This window comes from Streptosporangium carneum (assembly GCF_027922005.1).
Taxonomy (GTDB): domain Bacteria; phylum Actinomycetota; class Actinomycetes; order Streptosporangiales; family Streptosporangiaceae; genus Streptosporangium; species Streptosporangium carneum.
In genome coordinates this window covers 153,344-169,967 of record NZ_BSEV01000018.1, presented here as the reverse complement: position 1 = coordinate 169,967, position 16,624 = coordinate 153,344, and the positions used below count along the sequence as shown (strand labels likewise).

Here is a 16,624-nt window from a genome sequence, read left to right as displayed (position 1 = left end):
GATGAGTGCCTAAGAAGCAGGCACCCCTGAAGGATCACAGGCTTTTCATGCCTATCTCCTCCCAGAGGTGTGCCGTGAACATTGCATTCGTCTCCTCCGACGCTCCGTCCGCCGACCAGAGCAAGGACGACGTCGCCACGCAGCGGGCCCACCTCATGGCTGTCGCCAGAGAGCTCGGCCGTGAGCACAAGGTCACGATCTACACCCGCAGGAACTCCGACGCCGACAGGCCCCGGGTCCGTGTCTCCCAGGGCGTCACGCTGGAACACCTGCCCGCCGGTCCCGCCGAGGAGCTTCCCGAGGACCGGGTGCTGCCCTACCTGTCGGACCTGGGCGACCAGCTCATGCGCCGCTGGGGGCAGGACCGCCCCGACATCATCCACGCGCACTCCTGGACCGGCGGCCTGGCCGCCATCGCGGGCGCGAACGGCCTCGACGTGCCGTTCACCCAGACCTTCAGCAGCGAGAACACCCGCGACGCCAGGAAGGTCCGGGTACAGCGGGCGATCGGCCGCCGGGCCAGCGCGGTGATCGCCGGCTGCGGGGACGAGGAGTCCACGCTGATCCGCCTGGGCGTGCCGCGCCGCAACATCTCGGTGATCCCCTGCGGGATCGACGTCGAGCGCTTCCGGCGCCAGGGCCCGGCCGCGGCCCGCGGCACCCGGCCCCGCCTGCTGCACGTCGGGCCGCTGACCCAGGACAAGGGCGTGTACACCGCGATCCGCGCCCTGGGGGGCATTCCCGACGCCGAGCTGCTCATCGCGGGCGGACCCGCCGCCGGGGAGCTGGAGCACGACGCGGACGCCCACCGTGTCATGCTGCTGGCCAAGGAGGTCGGCGTCGAGGACAGGGTCACCCTGCTCGGCCAGGTCCCGCACGCCTCGGTGGCCAAGCTGATGCGCAGCGCCGACGTGGTCATGTCGCTGCCGCGGGAGGCCCCCGCCGGCGTCGTGGCGCTGGAGGCCATGGCGTGCGGCGTGCCGGTCGTCGCCTCCGCGGTCGGCGCCCACCTGGACTCGGTCGTGGACGGGGTGACCGGGCTGCTCGTGCCGGCCGACCGGCCCGCGCAGACCTCCCGCCTCACCCGTGAGCTGCTCGCCGACCCCACCCGTCGCACCGCGATCGGCTTCGCGGGCGCCGACCGCGCCCGGTCCCGCTACTCCTGGGAGCGGATCAGCCAGGAGCTGCTCCACGTCTACGAGAACGCGATGGCCGCCCAGCACTGAGCGCGCCGCGACGGGCGCGACCGCGCGAGGCCGGCCACGCGCCGTCCCGCGCGCCGGCCACACCATCGGACCGGGGTCCCGTTCGGGGCCCCGGTTTCGCGTGTCCCCGGTTCTCGCACGGCTCCACCCGCCGGCACGGCCTCACGGCTTCGGACTCGGCGTCCGTCTCGCGTACGACCCCGCCGCGGACGTTCCTCCCCGCGATCCGGCCTCCTCCGTACTCCCCTGCCGCGCGGCCGGAAACCGACTTGCCGATCACATCGAATGGAAATACGTTCGACCGCATGCTGATTCATCCCTGGGACGCCGCCACCGAGGACGAGGCACTCGACTTCGTCCGGGCCAACGAGTTCGGCCACCTGATCGCCTCGGGCCGGGGGCGTGACGTCCCGGTGGTCGTGCCGACCCAGTTCCTGCTCGCCGACGACCGCACGGTCCTGCTCCACCTGGCCAGGCCCAACCCGATCTGGGCCGCCATCGGGGAGAACCCCGCCGTGGTGCTCTCCGTCGCCGGGGACTGGGCATACATCCCCGGAGCGTGGAAGGCGCTGCCCGGCGGCTCGGAGGATCCCCGGATGGGCGTCCCCACCACCTACTACGCGGCGGTCCAGCTCGTCTGCCACGCCGAGGTGCTCTCCGGCGTGACGGACAAGACGGAGATCCTCAGGGCCCAGCTCGCCCGCCTGGAGGCGGACGGCGGCCTGGAGGACCCGTCCGCGCACGAGCGGCGCCTCAGCGGGATCCTCGGCCTGCGGCTGACGGTCAGGGAGATCAGCGGCAAACTCAAGTACGGCGGCAACGCCGACGAGCCGCACCGGCGTCACGTCGCCGACAGGCTGGCCGAGCGCGGCGGCCCCGGAGACGCCGCGGCCCGCGCGCGCGTTCTCCGCGGGCTCGAGGGCCGGACCCCGCCCTCGCGGCCCGGCTCCGCCTGACCGGAGGAGCGGCAGGACTCCCGCCGGGCGTCCGATCAGTAGGACTGGAGCTCGAGCAGGTTGCCGTCGGGGTCGCGCAGGTGGGCCGCGCGCAGCGTCGGCCCCCAGTCAGGACGCCTCCGCGCGGCGGCCACGAGGCTGCCGCCGTGCCGCTCGCACACCCGGAGGGCGGCGTCCACGTCGTCCACCCTCAGCACCAGGGCCACGCCGTCCTGGTCGCGAGGGCGCGGGAGGGGGGCGGGGGCCGCGACGGCGGCCGCCATCGCCGCGCGGTCGTACAGGGAGAGGACCGCGTCGTCACGCAGGTCCCAGCCGGCGTACGGACCGCCCTCGTCTCCCCTGGAGAGGTCCGCCCCGACGATCTCGCCGAGGACGCCGTGGTAGAAGCGGAACATCCCCGCGAAGTCGTCCACGAGCAGCCGGGGGTAGAAGGCGTCCATCCCTCACTCCAATCATTGGTGACTACCAATCATTGGAAGTATCCTACAGTTGAGGCGTGACGACCCCGGACTTCTCCCAGAGCCTCCTGGACCTGGACGTGTTCGTGCTGTCCAATCTCGCCCTGAACGTGCGAAGACGCCTGACCGAACGGCTGGCGGAGCGGGGCATGAACCGCTGGGACGTCGCCGTGCTCGCGGTCCTCGTCGACCACGGACCGACCGTGCAGCGCGCCGCGGCGAGCCTCCTCGGGGTCGACCCGAGCGACATGGTGGACATGGTGGAGCGGCTCGTGAACGCCGGATGGGTCGAGCGGGAGCGCGATCCGTCCGACCGCCGCCGCTACATCCTCACGCTGACGCCCCAGGGACGGGAGATGTTCGAACTGGCCGGGCAGGAGGAACGACGGCTGCGCGAGGCCCTGCTGGCGCCGCTGGACGCGCGGGAACGCGAGGAGTGGCGGGCGCTGCTCCACCTCCTCCACGGCCATCTGCGGGCAGGCGGTCTCGACGCTCCCCCGCCCGCCGCGGGAACGGCGGAGCCCGAGCCGTGACCCCGTGCGGGCGGCTCAGAGAAGACGGGCGGCCTTGAGGGCGAGGTGGATCAGCAGCCTGTCCTCGCCGTCGGCGAGATCGCGTCCCGTGAGGCGCTCCGCCTTGCCCAGGCGGTAGTAGAGCGTCTGACGGTGCACGCCGAGCGCGGCCGCGGACTCCTGCACGTGACCGGCGCGGTCGAGGTAGCCCTCCACGGTCCTGGCCAGCTCCGGATCCTCGGCCAGCCCGCCGCTCTCCCCCGCGAGCTCCCGCAGGTCGGCCGGGGACAGGCGGGTGAGCATCCGGTAGACGCCGAGGCCGGACCAGGCCGCCACCGGGGCGAACCCCGGCACCCTGCCGGCGACCTTGAGCGCCCGCACGGCCTCCCGCCAGCTCCGCCAGGCCTGGGCGGGCTCCGCCCTCGCGTCGCCGACCCCGGCGGCGGTGCCGTACATCTCCTGGACCCTTCCCGCCAGCTCCAGAGCCTGCCCCGCGGGGGCGAGCAGCGCGACCAGCGACTCCCCGTGAGCCAGCGAGGCGGGGTCGGCGAGCACCCCGCGCGGGAGCGTCCAGAGCGCGGCCACCCTGGACGGCGAGCCCAGCACCGCGATCGCCGCCACCGGCCCCGCCAGGTCGAGCTGCGCCAGAGCCCACGAGCGCTCCTCGACGTCGGAGGAGAACAGCTCCCGCAGGTTCCTGCCCAGGTCCTGGCGGCGGCGGACGTCCTGGGCGAGCACCGCCGCCGCCCTGTCCACGAGACCGGAGACCGAGGCGAGGGCGTCGCCGTCGAGCGTGCCGTCGTCCAGCAGCCACAGGTAGCCGTAGGTCACCTCGAGGTAGCGCAGCGGCACGCACACCCTGGCGAGCACGCCGAGTTCGGCGTCCGCAGGGATGCGGACCGGGCCCTTCGCCGCGGCGATGCCGTACCCCTCGAAGTAGGCCCTCACCTCCTGCGTCGCGCGGCGGCGGAGGATGGACTCCTGGCGGACCATGTCGATGTCGCCGCTCTGCGCCGCGTAGGCCAGAAGCTGGAAGGAGCGGTCCTCCAGCGTGGCCGAAGCGCCGAGCCTGGCGGCGATCTCGTCGACTGTCTCCTGTAGCACCCCACCATTGTTGTACATCTGTATGAAACCGGATCCCATCGGTCGTGGCAGATGCACATGGGGTTGACTGATGTGAGGTTTTAGTCTAGAAGCATGCTCGGTTCTCTACTTCTCGCCGGATCGCGAGTGCCGCTGGTGCGGCGCGCGGTCTCCGGTGTCCCGCTGACGCGTAAGGTCGTCGATCGTTTCGTCGCGGGCGAGAGCGTCCAGGAGGCGGTCAAGGCCGTCCATCGGCTGACCGACGCCGGTCTCGCCGTCACCATCGACCATCTGGGCGAGGAGACTCGGGACGCCGGCGCCGCGGCCCAGACGGCCGAGGCCTACATCGTGCTGCTGCGCGCACTGCGCGAGCTGGAGCTCGGCCGCCGCGCCGAGGTCTCGGTGAAGCTCTCGGCCGTCGGCCAGGCGCTCGGCGCGGACGGCGACAAGATCGCCCTGGAGAACGCCCGCCGCATCTGCGAGGCCGCGGACGCCGCGGGGGCGACCGTGACCTTCGACATGGAGGACCACACCACGGTCGACTCCACACTGGCCATCCTGCGGACGGTGCGCGAGGACTTCCCGTCCACGGGCGTCGCCCTGCAGGCCTACCTGTTCCGCACCGAGAACGACTGCCGCGACCTGTCCCACGAGGGGTCGCGGGTCCGCCTGGTCAAGGGCGCCTACGCCGAGCCCGCGTCGGTCGCCCACCAGAGCAAGGGCGAGGTCGACAAGGCCTACGTCCGCTGTCTGCGGATCCTCATGTCCGGGCAGGGTTACCCCATGGTGGCCACGCACGACGACCGTCTGATCTCGATCACCGAGACCCTCGCCGACCGCTTCGGCCGTTCGCGGGGCGACTACGAGTACCAGATGCTCTACGGGATCCGCACCGACAAGCAGCAGGCCCTGTCGGGCGCCGGTCACACGATGCGCGTCTACATTCCGTACGGCGACGACTGGTACGGCTACTTCATGCGCCGCCTCGCCGAGCGCCCGGCCAACATCGCCTTCTTTCTTCGCGCCCTTGGAGGCAAGTGATGGATGCCATCTCCAACGTCCCGACCCCGGCCAACGAGACCGTCCTCGGCTACGCGCCCGGCAGCGCCGAACGCGTGGCGCTCGAGAACCGCGTCAAGGAACTGGCAGGAGCCCAGCTCGACCTGACCATGACCATCGGCGGCGAGCAGCGGATGGGCGGCGGCGCCTCCATCGACGTGGTCCAGCCGCACAACCACGCCTCCGTGCTCGGCCGTACGGCTGACGCCACCGCCGACGACGTGCGGGCCGCGATCGACGCCGCGCTGAAGGCCGCGCCCGCCTGGCGCGCCCTGTCGTTCGACGAGCGGGCCGCGATCTTCCTCAAGGCCGCCGACCTGCTGGCCGGCCCCTACCGGCAGACGCTGAACGGCGCCACGATCCTGGGCCAGTCGAAGTCGGCCCAGCAGGCCGAGATCGACTCGGCGTGCGAGCTGATCGACTTCCTGCGCTTCAACGTCGCCTACGCGCGGCAGCTCTACAGCGACCAGCCGGTGTCGTCCCCGGGCGTGTGGAACCGGATGGAGTACCGCCCGCTCGAGGGCTTCGTCCTGGCGATCACGCCGTTCAACTTCACCGCCATCGCCGGGAACCTGCCCTCGTCGGCGGCCCTGATGGGCAACGTCGTCGTCTGGAAGCCCTCCCCCACCCAGCAGTTCGCCGCCCACTTCACCATGCGCCTGCTGGAGGAGGCCGGTCTCCCGCCGGGCGTCATCAACATGGTGACCGGCAACGGCGCCGCCGTGTCCGAGGTCGCGACGACCCACCCCGAGCTGGCCGGCATCCACTTCACCGGTTCCACCCCGACCTTCCAGCACCTGTGGTCCACGGTCGGCGCGAACATCGCCTCCTACCGGTCCTACCCCCGCCTGGTCGGCGAGACCGGCGGCAAGGACTTCGTGCTGGCCCACCCCTCCGCCGACCCGGCGGTGCTGACCACCGCGCTGGTCAGGGGCGCCTTCGAGTACCAGGGCCAGAAGTGCTCCGCGGCCTCCCGCGCCTACGTCCCGCGCTCCGTCTGGTCGGTCATCCGTGACGATCTCGTCGCCACCGCCGAGTCGCTGACCATCGGCGACGTGGCCGCCGACCTGTCCACCTTCATGGGCGCCGTCATCGACGGGCGGGCCTTCGCCAAGCACAAGGCCGCCATCGACCGGGCCCGCGGGCTCGACTCGATCGACGTGCTGACCGGCTCCTACGACGACTCGACCGGCTACTTCGTGAAGCCGACCATCCTGCAGTCCTCCGACCCGACCGACGAGATCTTCGTCAAGGAGTACTTCGGGCCCATCCTCGGCGTGCACGTCTACGACGACGCGGACTTCGACACGGTGCTCGACCAGATGGAGAGCGTCTCACCGTACGCGCTGACCGGCTCGGTCATCGCCCAGGACCGCTACGCGATCGCCTCCGCGTCGGAGCGGCTGCGCTTCGCGGCGGGCAACTTCTACGTCAACGACAAGCCGACCGGAGCCGTGGTCGGCCAGCAGCCCTTCGGCGGCGCCCGCGCGTCCGGCACCAACGACAAGGCGGGTTCGATCTTCAACCTGATCCGCTGGGTGAACGCCCGCACGATCAAGGAGACGTTCGTCCCCCCGACCGACCACCGCTACCCCCACCAGGGCTGATCTTCCGCGTTCCGGCCAGGGGAAGTCCGGCCAGAACACGCCGGGTTCTCGGACAACGGCGTCCGAACCGGCGACACCCGGGACTCGTGGCGAGTCCCGGGTGTCGCCGTTCTCTCCCCTGCCCATCCTGACCACGCCCAGGGATCGATCCTCGGCGATCGAGGGCCGCCGGCCGGACAGGGGCTCATCACGCAGGCTCTCCGGTCGCCGGGCCGGTCACGTCACGGTCATCCGGTAGTGGGCGGCGCCGTGCCATTCGGTCAGCAGCACGGTGGCGTCGTCCTGCAGGCGGCCGCCGTGGTAGTCGAGCACGCTGTGGATCAGGCGGCGCAGTGTTTCGGGCACCGGCAGGCCGTCGGCGGTGTGGCGGATGATGAAGTCGACGAAGCGGTTCAGGCCGAACTCCCTGCCCTGGGCGCTGCGTGCCTCGGTGATGCCGTCGGTGTACAGCAGCACTCGATCGCCCGGCTGCAGCTGCTCGCGGCACAGCCTGACCGGCAGTCCCAGGGCCAGACCCATCGGGTGGGCGGGCGGACATGCCAGGGAGCTGGTCCAGCGGCCTCCGCGGATCACCACCGGCGGATGATGACCCCGGTTGACCCAGGTCAGCACGCCGGTGGTGGTGTCCAGATCGGCCAGGATCGCGGTGACGTAGCGGGTGGATCGGCCGAACTCGCCGATCAGGGTCTCTTCGATCTTCTCGGTGTTGGCGGCCAGGCCGACGCCGTGGCGGCGGTTGTTGCGGCAGGCGGCCAGCGCTAGGCTGGCGGTCAGCCCGGCCGACACATCGTGGCCCATCGCGTCGAAGATCCCCAGATGCGCCACATCGCCGGCGATGGCGTAGTCGAAGGCGTCCCCGCCGACCTCGTAGGCCGGCTCCATGGCCGCGCTGATCACCACCCCGGTGTTGGCGAAGCTCAGCGGCGGCGTCAGCGTCCACTGCATCTCGGCGGCCACGTGCATCGGCCGAATGCGCGCCAGCCGGGCGTAGGAGTCGCTGAAGGCGCGCTTGCTGACCACCAGCAGCGCCATCAGCGACGCCAGCGCCCGCATGGCCTCCACCTGCGCCTCATCGGCGTCGGCCGGGGCGCTGACACGCAGCATCCCCAGCCGTTCGGTGCCGTCCAGCATCGGCACCCACCAATGTGCGGCCCGCCCCTGCGGGGCGGGCCGCACAAGCACCCGCGTCTCCTGAAAGCCACGCCCGGCCAGCGTCGCGTCGATCCGCAACTCCGCGGGCTCCCCGCCGACGTCCTCACCGGCGTCCTCACCGTGACCGGTCAGCAGCCGCAGCACCTGCTGCTGCAGATCGACCACATAGATCAGCACCTCACCCAGGCCGACGTGTGCGGCGTGCTCACCGGCCAGGGCGGGCATCTCCTCCAGCGCGGCCAGGTGGCTGGCGGCCAGCAGCCCGGCCAGCATTCGCGCAGTACCACACTGGGTGCTCATCGCGGCGTTTTTCCGTGCATGTGACCACCCGTATCCCTTGACGGTCTCTTAGCGCCGAATTTCAGTCTTCACCCCAGCCCAGAGCCCAAACGAAAATCCCCCATCCTTCGCGAACTCCTTTACCCGCCCACAGGGGCCGGGTGAGTCGCTCCGGCTTGGCCCGGCGACAGTGCCGGGAATGCTACGGGGCACGCAAGCGGAACGCCGCGACCGGCGGCTCTCCGTGGGCCGGCATCCTGGACCGCCTCTCCGGCCAACCGGGCCGGCGTCTCACGCCCGAGGACAGGGCGGTTTCGAGGCGCTCGGAACCCGCCTCGCCGAGACGCGGTGGCGGCCCCGTACACGCCTGAGGGCCTCGCCGGTCTGGCGAGGCCCTCAGGTCGGGTGTGCGTACCGGTGTGCGTGTCGCCTCTCGGCGAAAAGCACAACGCGGCTCCAGCCGAACGGTAGTCCGCGAAGGCGATAGGTGAGGCCCGGGGACACAGGGCACACCGGCCACGACATGCACAACCACCGGCGGTCGCCGAATGTTCCCCGGGCGCCGAAATCTCGCAGCCGTGCGCCCACTGCGGCCCGGGTCCGCCCGGCCTGACGGCGCGGTGCCCGGGCGGTCGGCGGCGTCAGGCCCGGGCGGACCCGGGCCGCCGTCGGCGGTATACGGCGAGCATCTGGCTTCCGACGTCGACATAGCCGGCGAACAATCCGATCACATCGTGGAGTCGCTCTTGTGCCGGGCCGGGACTCACCAGGGCCTCGCCCTCGCGCAGGGCGGCGATCAGGGTTCTGGCCCGCGCCTGGCTGGCCTCCAGCAGCGACTCGATTCCTCCGGTGGCTTCAACCAGGAGCCGCCGGCTGCCGGGTTGCGGGATCACCTTGGCCAGTCCCCAGGAATCCAGCTGCCGTACCGCGGTGCTCACCGCTCCCTTACTCAGCTCGAGCTCGGCGGCGATCGTGTCGAGAGAGATCGGCTCCTCGCTGAGAAGTAGCAGTCCGTAGGCGCGTCCGGTCGCGTGCGGGAGGTTCCATGAGGCCAGCAGGTCGCCCACCGAGGCGATGAACGCACGGTGCGCGTTCATCGCCGCGCCTGCTTCGATGCCGGGATCACGCGCAGGAACGCGTCGATCGCTTCATTGACCGCCTGCGGGTTGTCCTGGTTGGCGATGTGGCCCGCGTCGGGAATGACGACCTCCTCGATGCCTTCGGCCTCGGCCCACGAGGGCATGGCCGAGGCGATGTTGCCGGTGCGGTCTTGTTCGCCGCGTATCAGGCACAGGGGCACCGGCGTGCGATAGCCGGGGTCCGGGGAGAGGAACTCGACGGTTGCCCGCCACACCTGGACGAACTCCTCCTTCGACAGCTGGCCGAAGGCCCGTCGGGCATCCGCCTGCGCGTCCGGAGTGATCGCGGAGGCTTCGGCCATCAGCCGCGGAAGCCTCTTGGCCGGGATCGTCGACAACATCGGCGCGGCCGCCTTCACCAGCAGGCGTTCCTTCCAGGACAGCGGTGCGGTGTTCCGCGTCGCATCGATGACGATCAGGGCGCGGGCGAGGTCGGGACGCCGCCGGACGACGGCCTGACTGAGGTTGCCGCCGAGGGACTGCCCCACGAGCACCGGCCGGTCCAGCGCCAGGTGCTCGATCAGCGCGCACAGGTCCGCGATCGCCTGCTCGGCGGTGAACGGGACACCGGCCGGGCGCGAAAGGCCGTGGCCGCGCATGTCCCAGGTGACGACGCGACATCCCCGGGCACGCAGGTACTCCCGTTGGGCGCCGAACATCACGTGGTCGGCCCCGGCCCCGTGCGAGAACACCACCGGCACACCGTCGCCGCCGCTGTCGGCGTAGCGCAGCCGACAGCCGCGGAGAGAGAGCACGAACGGCAAATTCACCATATTCTAAATATAGTGAATATGTCCGCGGAGTGGACCACATCCCTGCTGGACACTCGCGCGACCCGCGACGAGCCGTGGAAGCAGCGCGCCTTCCCCGCTCGGCGGTTCACCGTCAAGGTCGCGCCCACCCCGGCAACGGCCCACCGCTGCTCCTCGTCACGAGGCAGACGTCGGCGTACCGCCGTGGAAAGCGATGATCAGCCGCATGATCGAGCGGGTTCGTCCATGGAGGGCACCCCCTCTCTTCGTCGCCTGATCCGGCTCTTCGAGAGAAACCAACGAGAAAGACCAAGAGGCGGCTGCCGGCGGACGACGCAGACCTCGACCCATGACGGCCGCGGAACCGAGATCCGCGCCCTTTTCCCTCACCTCTCGCCGAAGCCTTGAGAGGACTGGGACGTCACCGACGCGTGCGGTTCTCGATTCGGGCCTGTTCGACCAGCTCCGCGTAAGCGCCGTGGTCATCGGCGTCCGAATGGTGAAGCATCGACACCGACCAGGGGATCGGGCACGGCGGAGCATGGTCCGGATCCGGGCACAGCAGCCTGGTGACGCGCTCCTTGACCTCTTCAGCCTCTTGCTGCGTGGCGTACACGCCCAGGCGGATCTCCCAGACGCTCGGTTCCTCAGACATCGTCATCCGTCCTTGCTGGAGGAGAGCGGGCGAGGTGGCTCGTTCGTTACGAAGCTACCAAATGCGCTTTGTGCCGCAGTGACGCTTGCAGTGGCCCTGCGGCACGGGAATGTTGCGTGCCGCGTCCTGGACGGCGGCCTCCTGCGTGAGGAAATCCGGGCGTGGACGCGAAAGGCGCCCGAAGCGTTGCGGGCCGCTCCGCTGACCTCCCGAACGAGTCGCAGAAGGTGACCTTGGAGACGGGACGAGTGAGCGTCTCATGGCCCAGACCGTTCACGAGCGGCGGCCCCAGGCCTCCAGTGACCTGCGCGCCGTCTCCACCCGTGGCGGCAGCGCCTGACGGCTCGCCAGCGCGGCGGGCAGCCTTCTCACGGCGGCCTGGATGCCCCGCCACCCGGCGGAGCCGCCACGCGCGGCCGACGACACGGTGCGCGCGACCACCGGCCACGGCCGTCGCATGGCGGCGGTGAGGATCGCGTTGCGGGCGGCGAGCGCCCGCCTGCCCTGGGGATCCCGCGCCGGAGAGGGGTGGTGATGGGCGACCACGGCCTCGACGTAGGCCAGCCCCCAGCCGGCCGCCGCCAGGTCCAGGGCCAGGCGCTCCTCCTCCCCGAAGAAGAACACCACGTCGTCGAACCCTCCGGCGGCCAGGTACGCCTCCCGCCGTACCACCGCCCCGCACGCCATGAAGCCCAGCACGCTCGGCCCCGGCAGATCCGGCTCGGCGCCCAGCGGGCAGGCGGCCATCTCGGCGCAGATCGGGTCTGGCCGCTGCTCGGGACCGACCAGCACACGTCCGGCCAGCACCGCCAGGCGAGGATGGGAGTCCAGCACGTCGGCGGCCCGTTCCAAGGCGCCCTCCGCCCACCAGGAGTCGTCGTCGGCGAAGGCGACGTAGGGCGTCTCGGCAAGCCGTACCCCCAGGTTGCGGGCGGGCGCGCCCAGATTGTGTCCCAGATCGACGGTCCGCACGTGGGAAAGGCGCCGCCGCGCCATCTCCACGCTGCCGTCGGTCGAGCCGTTGTCCAGCAGGATCACCGGCCCCTCGTGGCGCGGCAGTGAGCGTTCCAGGTCGTGCCGGCGGTTGCGGCTGACCACCACGACCGTCACCCGCGGCCTGCTCGCCGTTCTCTTCTCCGTTGTCATGCCACCGGCCTCATCTCACGATGCCTCCAGTGGGACTCGCGGCGCGGGCTCCACGAACCATCCACGGCGAGCGCGCCGGCCGTCTCTTCGTCCGGCCCCGCGTTTCCGCCGTCCGACGTACCGGGCGGAGCTCGCCTTCCGGCGCGGACGGTCACGGAGTCGTCGTGGGTGACGGGCTGGAGGAGCCGGTCCCGCTCTGTGGCACCGCGCTGGGAGACCTGGGCGCCGGGGCGGGTGTGGCAGAGCCCAGCGGTGCGGGGGCAAGGGTCGCGAACTCCCCTCGCCTGAGCTTCACCGGCACGTTCACCCGCACGTCCCCGACGTTGGCGAAGGTGAAGGTCATGGACACGTTGCTCGCGGTGCCCGGCACACCGCCGACCATGCCGACGGGCCGGCCCAGGCCCACCGCCCGCTCCGGCGGCAGGTCCACGGGGCCCGCCAGCCTCGCCGTCCCGCCTTGCTGGACGGTGACCTGCTGCAGCCGGTCCGGCCGCCCCTCGTCGTTGATCAGAACGACGTACAGGGGCAGCTGTGCCGGGGGCGCCCCGGGGCGCTCCCCCGCCAGCAGGAAGGCGTTGCGCAGGTGCAGCCCACCCGTGCTGGCGTTGGCCCCCTCGTTCTGCGGATGGTGAATGCGCGTGGTGTCGTCGCGGTCGAACGTGGTCGGCCCCGCGCATCCCGCGGCCGCCACGGCGAGCGCGACGGCGGCGACCATGATGGGACGTGGCATCGGCACGCTCCCTTCTGAGCGGCTGACCTGCCAGAGACCCTTCCACTACCCTCCTCGTCGACGGCCAACCCCGTCGGCCGACGCGGTGACGTTCGCCTCGTGGTCGCCCTGACCGGTGTCGTGACCGCCGGTGCCGCCCGTGGCGCGCTCGGCGAGGCCGACGCAAGCCCGGCTCCGCTGGCCGGCCGCGTTTCCCCCGCGGGACACCGTTTGGTTGGCACTCCGCTGAGGGGGTATGGAGGGCCGCTCACGCCCACCACACCCTACTGAGGAGGGGCGAGATGTCCTTCAACCCGTTGCAGGAACGCGGCATTCCGCTGGACCGCCAGCTGCGCAACTGGCGCGAACTGGACGTGGCGCCGATCGATCCCGATCACGCCGACCCGTACACCCGCTGCCGCGTCATCACGATGAACGGCATCGAGGTCGAGGCGATCCTGTTCAGCCACCAGTTCAACCGGCACTGCCCGGACCCGGCCGTCAAGCAGCAGCTGGCCGAGGTGCGCTTCATCGAGGCCCAGCAGCAGAAGGTGGTCAACTGGCTGCTTCCGGGCCTGTCGTCGGTCCTGGAGACCACCATCGCCTACGAGCAGGTGGCCGTCGACCTGACCGCCTGGGTCGCCCGGATGGAGCCCGACCCCTATCTCAAGCGGGCCTACCAGTTCGGTGTGCTGGAGGACTTCGACCACCTGTACCGCTACGCCAACCTGTACGAGATGATCGAGCACCGCAAGGCGGAGAAGATCGTCGACAACCTGACCGAGGTCATGCCGGGCAGGCCCACCTACCTGCATCACCGCCACCCGATCGACAACCTGCGCGAGCCCTACGACAGGAACGCCACCGCGCCGATCTCCAAGCTGCACGCGCTGACGATCATGTCGGCCGAGCAGCAGACCATGAACTTCTACATGAACGTCGGCCCGACCTACATGGAGCCGATCGCCCGTCAGCTGTACCAGGAGATCGGGCTGATCGAAGAAGAGCACGTCACCCACTACGAGTCGCTGGTCGACCCCGGCGAGACGTGGTGGGAGATGCTGCTCAACCACGAGTACAACGAGTGCTACCTGTACCACTCGTTCATGGAGACCGAGTCCGATCCCAGGGTCAAGGCGATCTGGGAGTTGCACCTGAACATGGAGCTGGAGCACCTGCGCATCGCCGCCGAGCTGTTCAAGCGTCACGACGGCCGGGATCCGCAGGAGGTGGTCGCGCCCGTGCTGCCCGCGCCGGTGACCTTCGAGCCGAACAAGGGCTACCTGCGGGATCTGATCGCCACGCAGATCGACTACACCACGATCGGCACCGGTTACGTGCAGGAGGCCCACGAACGCTTCGAGAGGTACCAGGAAGCGATCATGGGCGGGGAACGGCCGGCCAGCGAGGTGGTCATCGACGACAACCGCGCCAAGTCCGGCGAGGAGTACCGGCTGGAGACCGAGGGACCGCATCCGGTGCCCAGCCTGCGCGCCGAACGCTAGGACCGGCCCCTGCGGCCCGGGTCGCCACCGCCCGGGTCCGCACCGGCACCAGCACCGGCACAACGTACGGCCCCCGCCCCGACGTGGATCGGAGCGGGGGCCGCACGGCCCCGGAGGGGGCGTGAGCGGGCACGGAACGGTCCGGCGACTCCTGTCAGCTCGCCTTGCCCATGGCGTCGCGGATCACGTCGCGGGCCCGGTCCATGATCGCGATCGGTGTGCCGACCAGCAGGTTCTTGGTCGCCGACTCGACTCCCGGATGCGGGTGGGTCGGCGCCATCGCCTCGGCGGCCTTCACCCCGGCCGCCATCGCGCGCCGCTCGGCCTCGGAGGTCTCCGCGCGCAGCTGGGTGAACTCGTACCGCTCCTCGGCGCGGGCGTGGGCGGTCACCGCCGCACGCAGCGCGGCGAGGTCGGTCAGGAACCGCGGATCCTCGGCCCCGGCCTCGTCCATCCGCACGAGGAGCTGCTTGGCCTCCTTCTCCTCGGCCAGCCGGTCCTCGACCACGGCCTCGCCACCGTCGATCTTGTGGCGCGCGTACGGGTGGACGATCTCCTCCTCGGCCGTCTCGTGCACCGCCAGCAACCGCACCAGCCGCCGGAACGGCTCGGCGCGCTCACCGGCGGGCGCTTTCTCGACCTCGTCGAAAAGATCACGGATCAGCGCGTGCTGCCGCAGCAACAGGTCCACCACATCGTTCTCACCCATGACCTCGGGGACGGTCTGAGACTTGCCCATGACGTTCTCCCTTCGTGTACGACCCGCCGTACCCTCACAGGGCCTGCTTATCTGCCTCACCCTGTCGAATGAAGGTCGCCTTCATCCGCGGCCTCACGGACGAGAGACGGATCCGGCGCAGAGCCCACGAGTCAGCGCGGTGCTGGGCGAGGCGGTCTTCCGCGCCGACCCGCTCCAGGTGGTGATCGACGTCGGCGCCCTGGGCACGGGCGGCTACCAGGTGGCCGACTGGCTGCGCGAACACCACGGTGTCAACGTCGGCCTGTCCGACCACCGCCGCATCGCCGTCCAGCTGACCCACGCCGACGACGAGCACACCACCGCCCGCCTCCTCGCCGCCCTCCGGGACCTCGGCGAGCACACCGCCGAACTGCCCTCCGCTCCCGCGATCGAACTGCCCGCACCACACGAGCTGCGACTGGAGCAGGCCATGACGCCGCGCGAGGCGTTCTTCGGCCCGGCCGAGCACGTCCCCTGGCACAAGGCCGCTGGCCGGATCACCGCCGAGCCGCTGACCCCCTACCCTCCGGGTGTCCCCGCCGCGCTGCCCGACGAACGCCTGACGGAGGAGGTCCTGAAGTACCTGCGCAGCGGCGTGGAGGGCGGCATGGTCGTCCCGGACGCGGCCGACCCCACCGTGGAGACCGTCCGCGTCGTGGCCGGGAAACGCTGAAGAGCGCCGCGCGGAGGCGCTGGAGCAGGCCGTAGGCGAATGCGAGGGGCGGGGGTGCCCAGGCTCCGGTCCGCGCAGGCGCCGGACTTCCGCGGGGCCGGTCGGACATCCCGCCGTCGGCAGGAGTGATCTGGCCTGAGAAGGAGACCAAGGACACATGACCGATGTCCACGCACACCCGTCCCCGGCCGCCTCCGGCGGACCGGGAAGGTCCAGACGGCTCGCGGGACTGGTGCTCGGCGCCGGCGTCGGGGGCTTCGTCGACGGAATCGTGCTGCACCAGCTCATGGGGTGGCGTCACATGCTGAGCGGGCCGCCTGAGCCCACCGGGACGGCCGCTCGAGCGGTCGGCCGGAGCGCCCGCTCCCGCCGGATCAGCGACGGTGCGGGCCCACCGCGGTACGGCGGGACAGCAGGAGGCCCAGGGCGATCATGCCGACGCCCAGGACGAGGTGCAGCCAGTTGTCGGCGTTGTTCAGCGGCACGAAGTTGGCCGCGCTGTCGCGGTCGATCAGCAGGCCGTACAGCCACAGCAGCAGATAGATCACACCTCCGACGACCAGGAAGTTGCGGGCTCCGGCCCAGGTCCGTGACAGCAGGATGCCCGCGACGCCGAACAGCAGGTGGACGACGTTGTGCAGGATCGACACCTGGAAGACCCCGAGAAGGAGAGCCTCGGAGTGGTGGCCGGCCACCTCCAAGGCGCCGTAGTCCGTGGTGACGCCGGGGACGAAGCCCAGCACCCCCACCAGGAGGAACACCGCGCCCACGATGAGGGCGGCCAGTTGCACCGGGGACCGGGTGGCCCGAGTGGGTGTCGTGCTCATGGAGGACTCCCATCGGTTCGTCTGTGAGACCGACCGCCTACCCCCGCGAATGCGATACAGGCGCCGAAATCCATCCCGGTCTGGAAGATTCCTCGTTCTGTCACGTTGACCCGGCGATGAAAGCGGAGAGGCCGACGACGGAAAAGCCCCCGGTATTCGGATCCGGAA

At 70.9% G+C, this 16,624-nt stretch carries 17 protein-coding genes and 1 pseudogene; 8 read left to right on the top strand and 10 right to left on the bottom strand.

Annotated elements, in window-relative coordinates; genetic code table 11:
• The first annotated feature begins 74 nt into the window (after nucleotides 1-74).
• Nucleotides 75-1,226 (top strand): glycosyltransferase, encoded by a 1,152-nt coding sequence (locus tag PKF00_RS30530; protein WP_271221138.1) that lies wholly within the window; start codon nucleotides 75-77, stop codon nucleotides 1,224-1,226.
• A gap of 284 nt (nucleotides 1,227-1,510) precedes the next feature.
• A complete protein-coding gene (locus tag PKF00_RS30525) occupies nucleotides 1,511-2,161 on the top strand; it encodes an FMN-binding negative transcriptional regulator (RefSeq protein ID WP_271221137.1) in 651 nt (216 codons plus the stop codon).
• A gap of 35 nt (nucleotides 2,162-2,196) precedes the next feature.
• On the opposite strand, the gene PKF00_RS30520 is transcribed toward PKF00_RS30525, so the two are convergent.
• Nucleotides 2,197-2,601, bottom strand: a complete 405-nt coding sequence (locus tag PKF00_RS30520) for a VOC family protein (RefSeq protein WP_271221136.1) — start codon at nucleotides 2,599-2,601, stop codon at nucleotides 2,197-2,199.
• A gap of 56 nt (nucleotides 2,602-2,657) precedes the next feature.
• Between PKF00_RS30520 and PKF00_RS30515 the strand changes: the two genes are divergently transcribed.
• A complete protein-coding gene (locus PKF00_RS30515; protein WP_271221135.1) occupies nucleotides 2,658-3,152 on the top strand; it encodes a MarR family winged helix-turn-helix transcriptional regulator in 495 nt (164 codons plus the stop codon).
• Nucleotides 3,153-3,167: 15 nt separating this feature from the next.
• On the opposite strand, the gene PKF00_RS30510 is transcribed toward PKF00_RS30515, so the two are convergent.
• Entirely contained in the window at nucleotides 3,168-4,235 is a 1,068-nt protein-coding gene (locus PKF00_RS30510) for a PucR family transcriptional regulator (protein WP_271221134.1), read from the bottom strand.
• A gap of 93 nt (nucleotides 4,236-4,328) precedes the next feature.
• On the opposite strand from PKF00_RS30510, the gene PKF00_RS30505 reads away from it, so the two are divergent.
• Both PKF00_RS30505 and pruA read left to right on the top strand, forming a co-directional pair.
• The gene (locus tag PKF00_RS30505) at nucleotides 4,329-5,255 is read left to right on the top strand and encodes a proline dehydrogenase family protein (protein ID WP_271221133.1); all 927 of its coding nucleotides are present in this window, start codon (nucleotides 4,329-4,331) and stop codon (nucleotides 5,253-5,255) included.
• Entirely contained in the window at nucleotides 5,255-6,880 is a 1,626-nt protein-coding gene (gene pruA, locus PKF00_RS30500; RefSeq protein WP_271221132.1) for an L-glutamate gamma-semialdehyde dehydrogenase, read from the top strand. Before PKF00_RS30505 ends, pruA begins: the two co-directional genes overlap by 1 nt.
• 216 nt (nucleotides 6,881-7,096) lie before the next feature.
• Here the strand turns inward: pruA and PKF00_RS30495 are convergent, their stop codons facing one another.
• The 6 genes from PKF00_RS30495 to PKF00_RS30470 all read right to left on the bottom strand — a co-directional run bounded on the left by PKF00_RS30495 (nucleotide 7,097) and on the right by PKF00_RS30470 (nucleotide 12,733).
• Nucleotides 7,097-8,332 carry a PP2C family protein-serine/threonine phosphatase gene (locus PKF00_RS30495; protein WP_271221131.1) on the bottom strand — a complete coding sequence of 412 codons (1,236 nt, stop codon included), beginning with the start codon at nucleotides 8,330-8,332 and terminating at the stop codon, nucleotides 7,097-7,099.
• Nucleotides 8,333-8,952: 620 nt separating this feature from the next.
• Nucleotides 8,953-9,408 carry a GbsR/MarR family transcriptional regulator gene (locus tag PKF00_RS30490; RefSeq protein ID WP_271221130.1) on the bottom strand — a complete coding sequence of 152 codons (456 nt, stop codon included), beginning with the start codon at nucleotides 9,406-9,408 and terminating at the stop codon, nucleotides 8,953-8,955.
• Nucleotides 9,405-10,223 carry an alpha/beta fold hydrolase gene (locus tag PKF00_RS30485; protein WP_271221129.1) on the bottom strand — a complete coding sequence of 273 codons (819 nt, stop codon included), beginning with the start codon at nucleotides 10,221-10,223 and terminating at the stop codon, nucleotides 9,405-9,407. Before PKF00_RS30485 ends, PKF00_RS30490 begins: the two co-directional genes overlap by 4 nt.
• A 400-nt stretch (nucleotides 10,224-10,623) precedes the next feature.
• Complete coding sequence (locus PKF00_RS30480; RefSeq protein ID WP_271221128.1) at nucleotides 10,624-10,857, bottom strand: hypothetical protein; 234 nt, start codon at nucleotides 10,855-10,857, stop codon at nucleotides 10,624-10,626.
• 273 nt (nucleotides 10,858-11,130) lie between these two features.
• Nucleotides 11,131-12,003 carry a glycosyltransferase family 2 protein gene (locus PKF00_RS30475; protein ID WP_271221127.1) on the bottom strand — a complete coding sequence of 291 codons (873 nt, stop codon included), beginning with the start codon at nucleotides 12,001-12,003 and terminating at the stop codon, nucleotides 11,131-11,133.
• A gap of 151 nt (nucleotides 12,004-12,154) precedes the next feature.
• Nucleotides 12,155-12,733 (bottom strand): hypothetical protein, encoded by a 579-nt coding sequence (locus tag PKF00_RS30470; protein ID WP_271221126.1) that lies wholly within the window; start codon nucleotides 12,731-12,733, stop codon nucleotides 12,155-12,157.
• 281 nt (nucleotides 12,734-13,014) lie between these two features.
• Here PKF00_RS30470 and PKF00_RS30465 point away from each other — a divergent pair, with 281 nt between their 5' ends.
• Nucleotides 13,015-14,217, top strand: coding sequence for a hypothetical protein (locus PKF00_RS30465; protein WP_271221125.1), 1,203 nt, complete (start codon nucleotides 13,015-13,017; stop codon nucleotides 14,215-14,217).
• A 154-nt stretch (nucleotides 14,218-14,371) separates the two neighbouring features.
• Here the strand turns inward: PKF00_RS30465 and PKF00_RS30460 are convergent, their stop codons facing one another.
• Nucleotides 14,372-14,956 carry a hemerythrin domain-containing protein gene (locus PKF00_RS30460; RefSeq protein ID WP_271221124.1) on the bottom strand — a complete coding sequence of 195 codons (585 nt, stop codon included), beginning with the start codon at nucleotides 14,954-14,956 and terminating at the stop codon, nucleotides 14,372-14,374.
• A gap of 139 nt (nucleotides 14,957-15,095) precedes the next feature.
• Here PKF00_RS30460 and PKF00_RS30455 point away from each other — a divergent pair, with 139 nt between their 5' ends.
• Nucleotides 15,096-15,629 carry an Orn/Lys/Arg family decarboxylase gene (locus PKF00_RS30455; protein ID WP_271221123.1) on the top strand — a complete coding sequence of 178 codons (534 nt, stop codon included), beginning with the start codon at nucleotides 15,096-15,098 and terminating at the stop codon, nucleotides 15,627-15,629.
• A 157-nt stretch (nucleotides 15,630-15,786) separates the two neighbouring features.
• Nucleotides 15,787-15,942 (top strand): annotated as a pseudogene (locus tag PKF00_RS30450) (DUF2243 domain-containing protein); the annotation flags it as partial.
• A 61-nt stretch (nucleotides 15,943-16,003) separates the two neighbouring features.
• Here the strand turns inward: PKF00_RS30450 and PKF00_RS30445 are convergent.
• Complete coding sequence (locus PKF00_RS30445; protein ID WP_271221122.1) at nucleotides 16,004-16,456, bottom strand: DUF4383 domain-containing protein; 453 nt, start codon at nucleotides 16,454-16,456, stop codon at nucleotides 16,004-16,006.
• Nucleotides 16,457-16,624: the final 168 nt, after the last annotated feature.

Coding starts and splice junctions, on each gene's coding strand:
- PKF00_RS30465 (WP_271221125.1), top strand. CDS start 13,015: ATGTCCTTCAACCCGTTGCAGGAACGCGGCATTCCGCTGGACCGCCAG.
- PKF00_RS30525 (WP_271221137.1), top strand. CDS start 1,511: ATGCTGATTCATCCCTGGGACGCCGCCACCGAGGACGAGGCACTCGAC.
- PKF00_RS30490 (WP_271221130.1), bottom strand. CDS start 9,408: ATGAACGCGCACCGTGCGTTCATCGCCTCGGTGGGCGACCTGCTGGCC.
- PKF00_RS30445 (WP_271221122.1), bottom strand. CDS start 16,456: ATGAGCACGACACCCACTCGGGCCACCCGGTCCCCGGTGCAACTGGCC.
- PKF00_RS30495 (WP_271221131.1), bottom strand. CDS start 8,332: ATGAGCACCCAGTGTGGTACTGCGCGAATGCTGGCCGGGCTGCTGGCC.
- PKF00_RS30485 (WP_271221129.1), bottom strand. CDS start 10,223: ATGGTGAATTTGCCGTTCGTGCTCTCTCTCCGCGGCTGTCGGCTGCGC.
- PKF00_RS30475 (WP_271221127.1), bottom strand. CDS start 12,003: ATGACAACGGAGAAGAGAACGGCGAGCAGGCCGCGGGTGACGGTCGTG.
- PKF00_RS30505 (WP_271221133.1), top strand. CDS start 4,329: ATGCTCGGTTCTCTACTTCTCGCCGGATCGCGAGTGCCGCTGGTGCGG.
- PKF00_RS30480 (WP_271221128.1), bottom strand. CDS start 10,857: ATGTCTGAGGAACCGAGCGTCTGGGAGATCCGCCTGGGCGTGTACGCC.
- pruA (WP_271221132.1), top strand. CDS start 5,255: ATGGATGCCATCTCCAACGTCCCGACCCCGGCCAACGAGACCGTCCTC.
- PKF00_RS30460 (WP_271221124.1), bottom strand. CDS start 14,956: ATGGGCAAGTCTCAGACCGTCCCCGAGGTCATGGGTGAGAACGATGTG.
- PKF00_RS30520 (WP_271221136.1), bottom strand. CDS start 2,601: ATGGACGCCTTCTACCCCCGGCTGCTCGTGGACGACTTCGCGGGGATG.
- PKF00_RS30470 (WP_271221126.1), bottom strand. CDS start 12,733: ATGCCACGTCCCATCATGGTCGCCGCCGTCGCGCTCGCCGTGGCGGCC.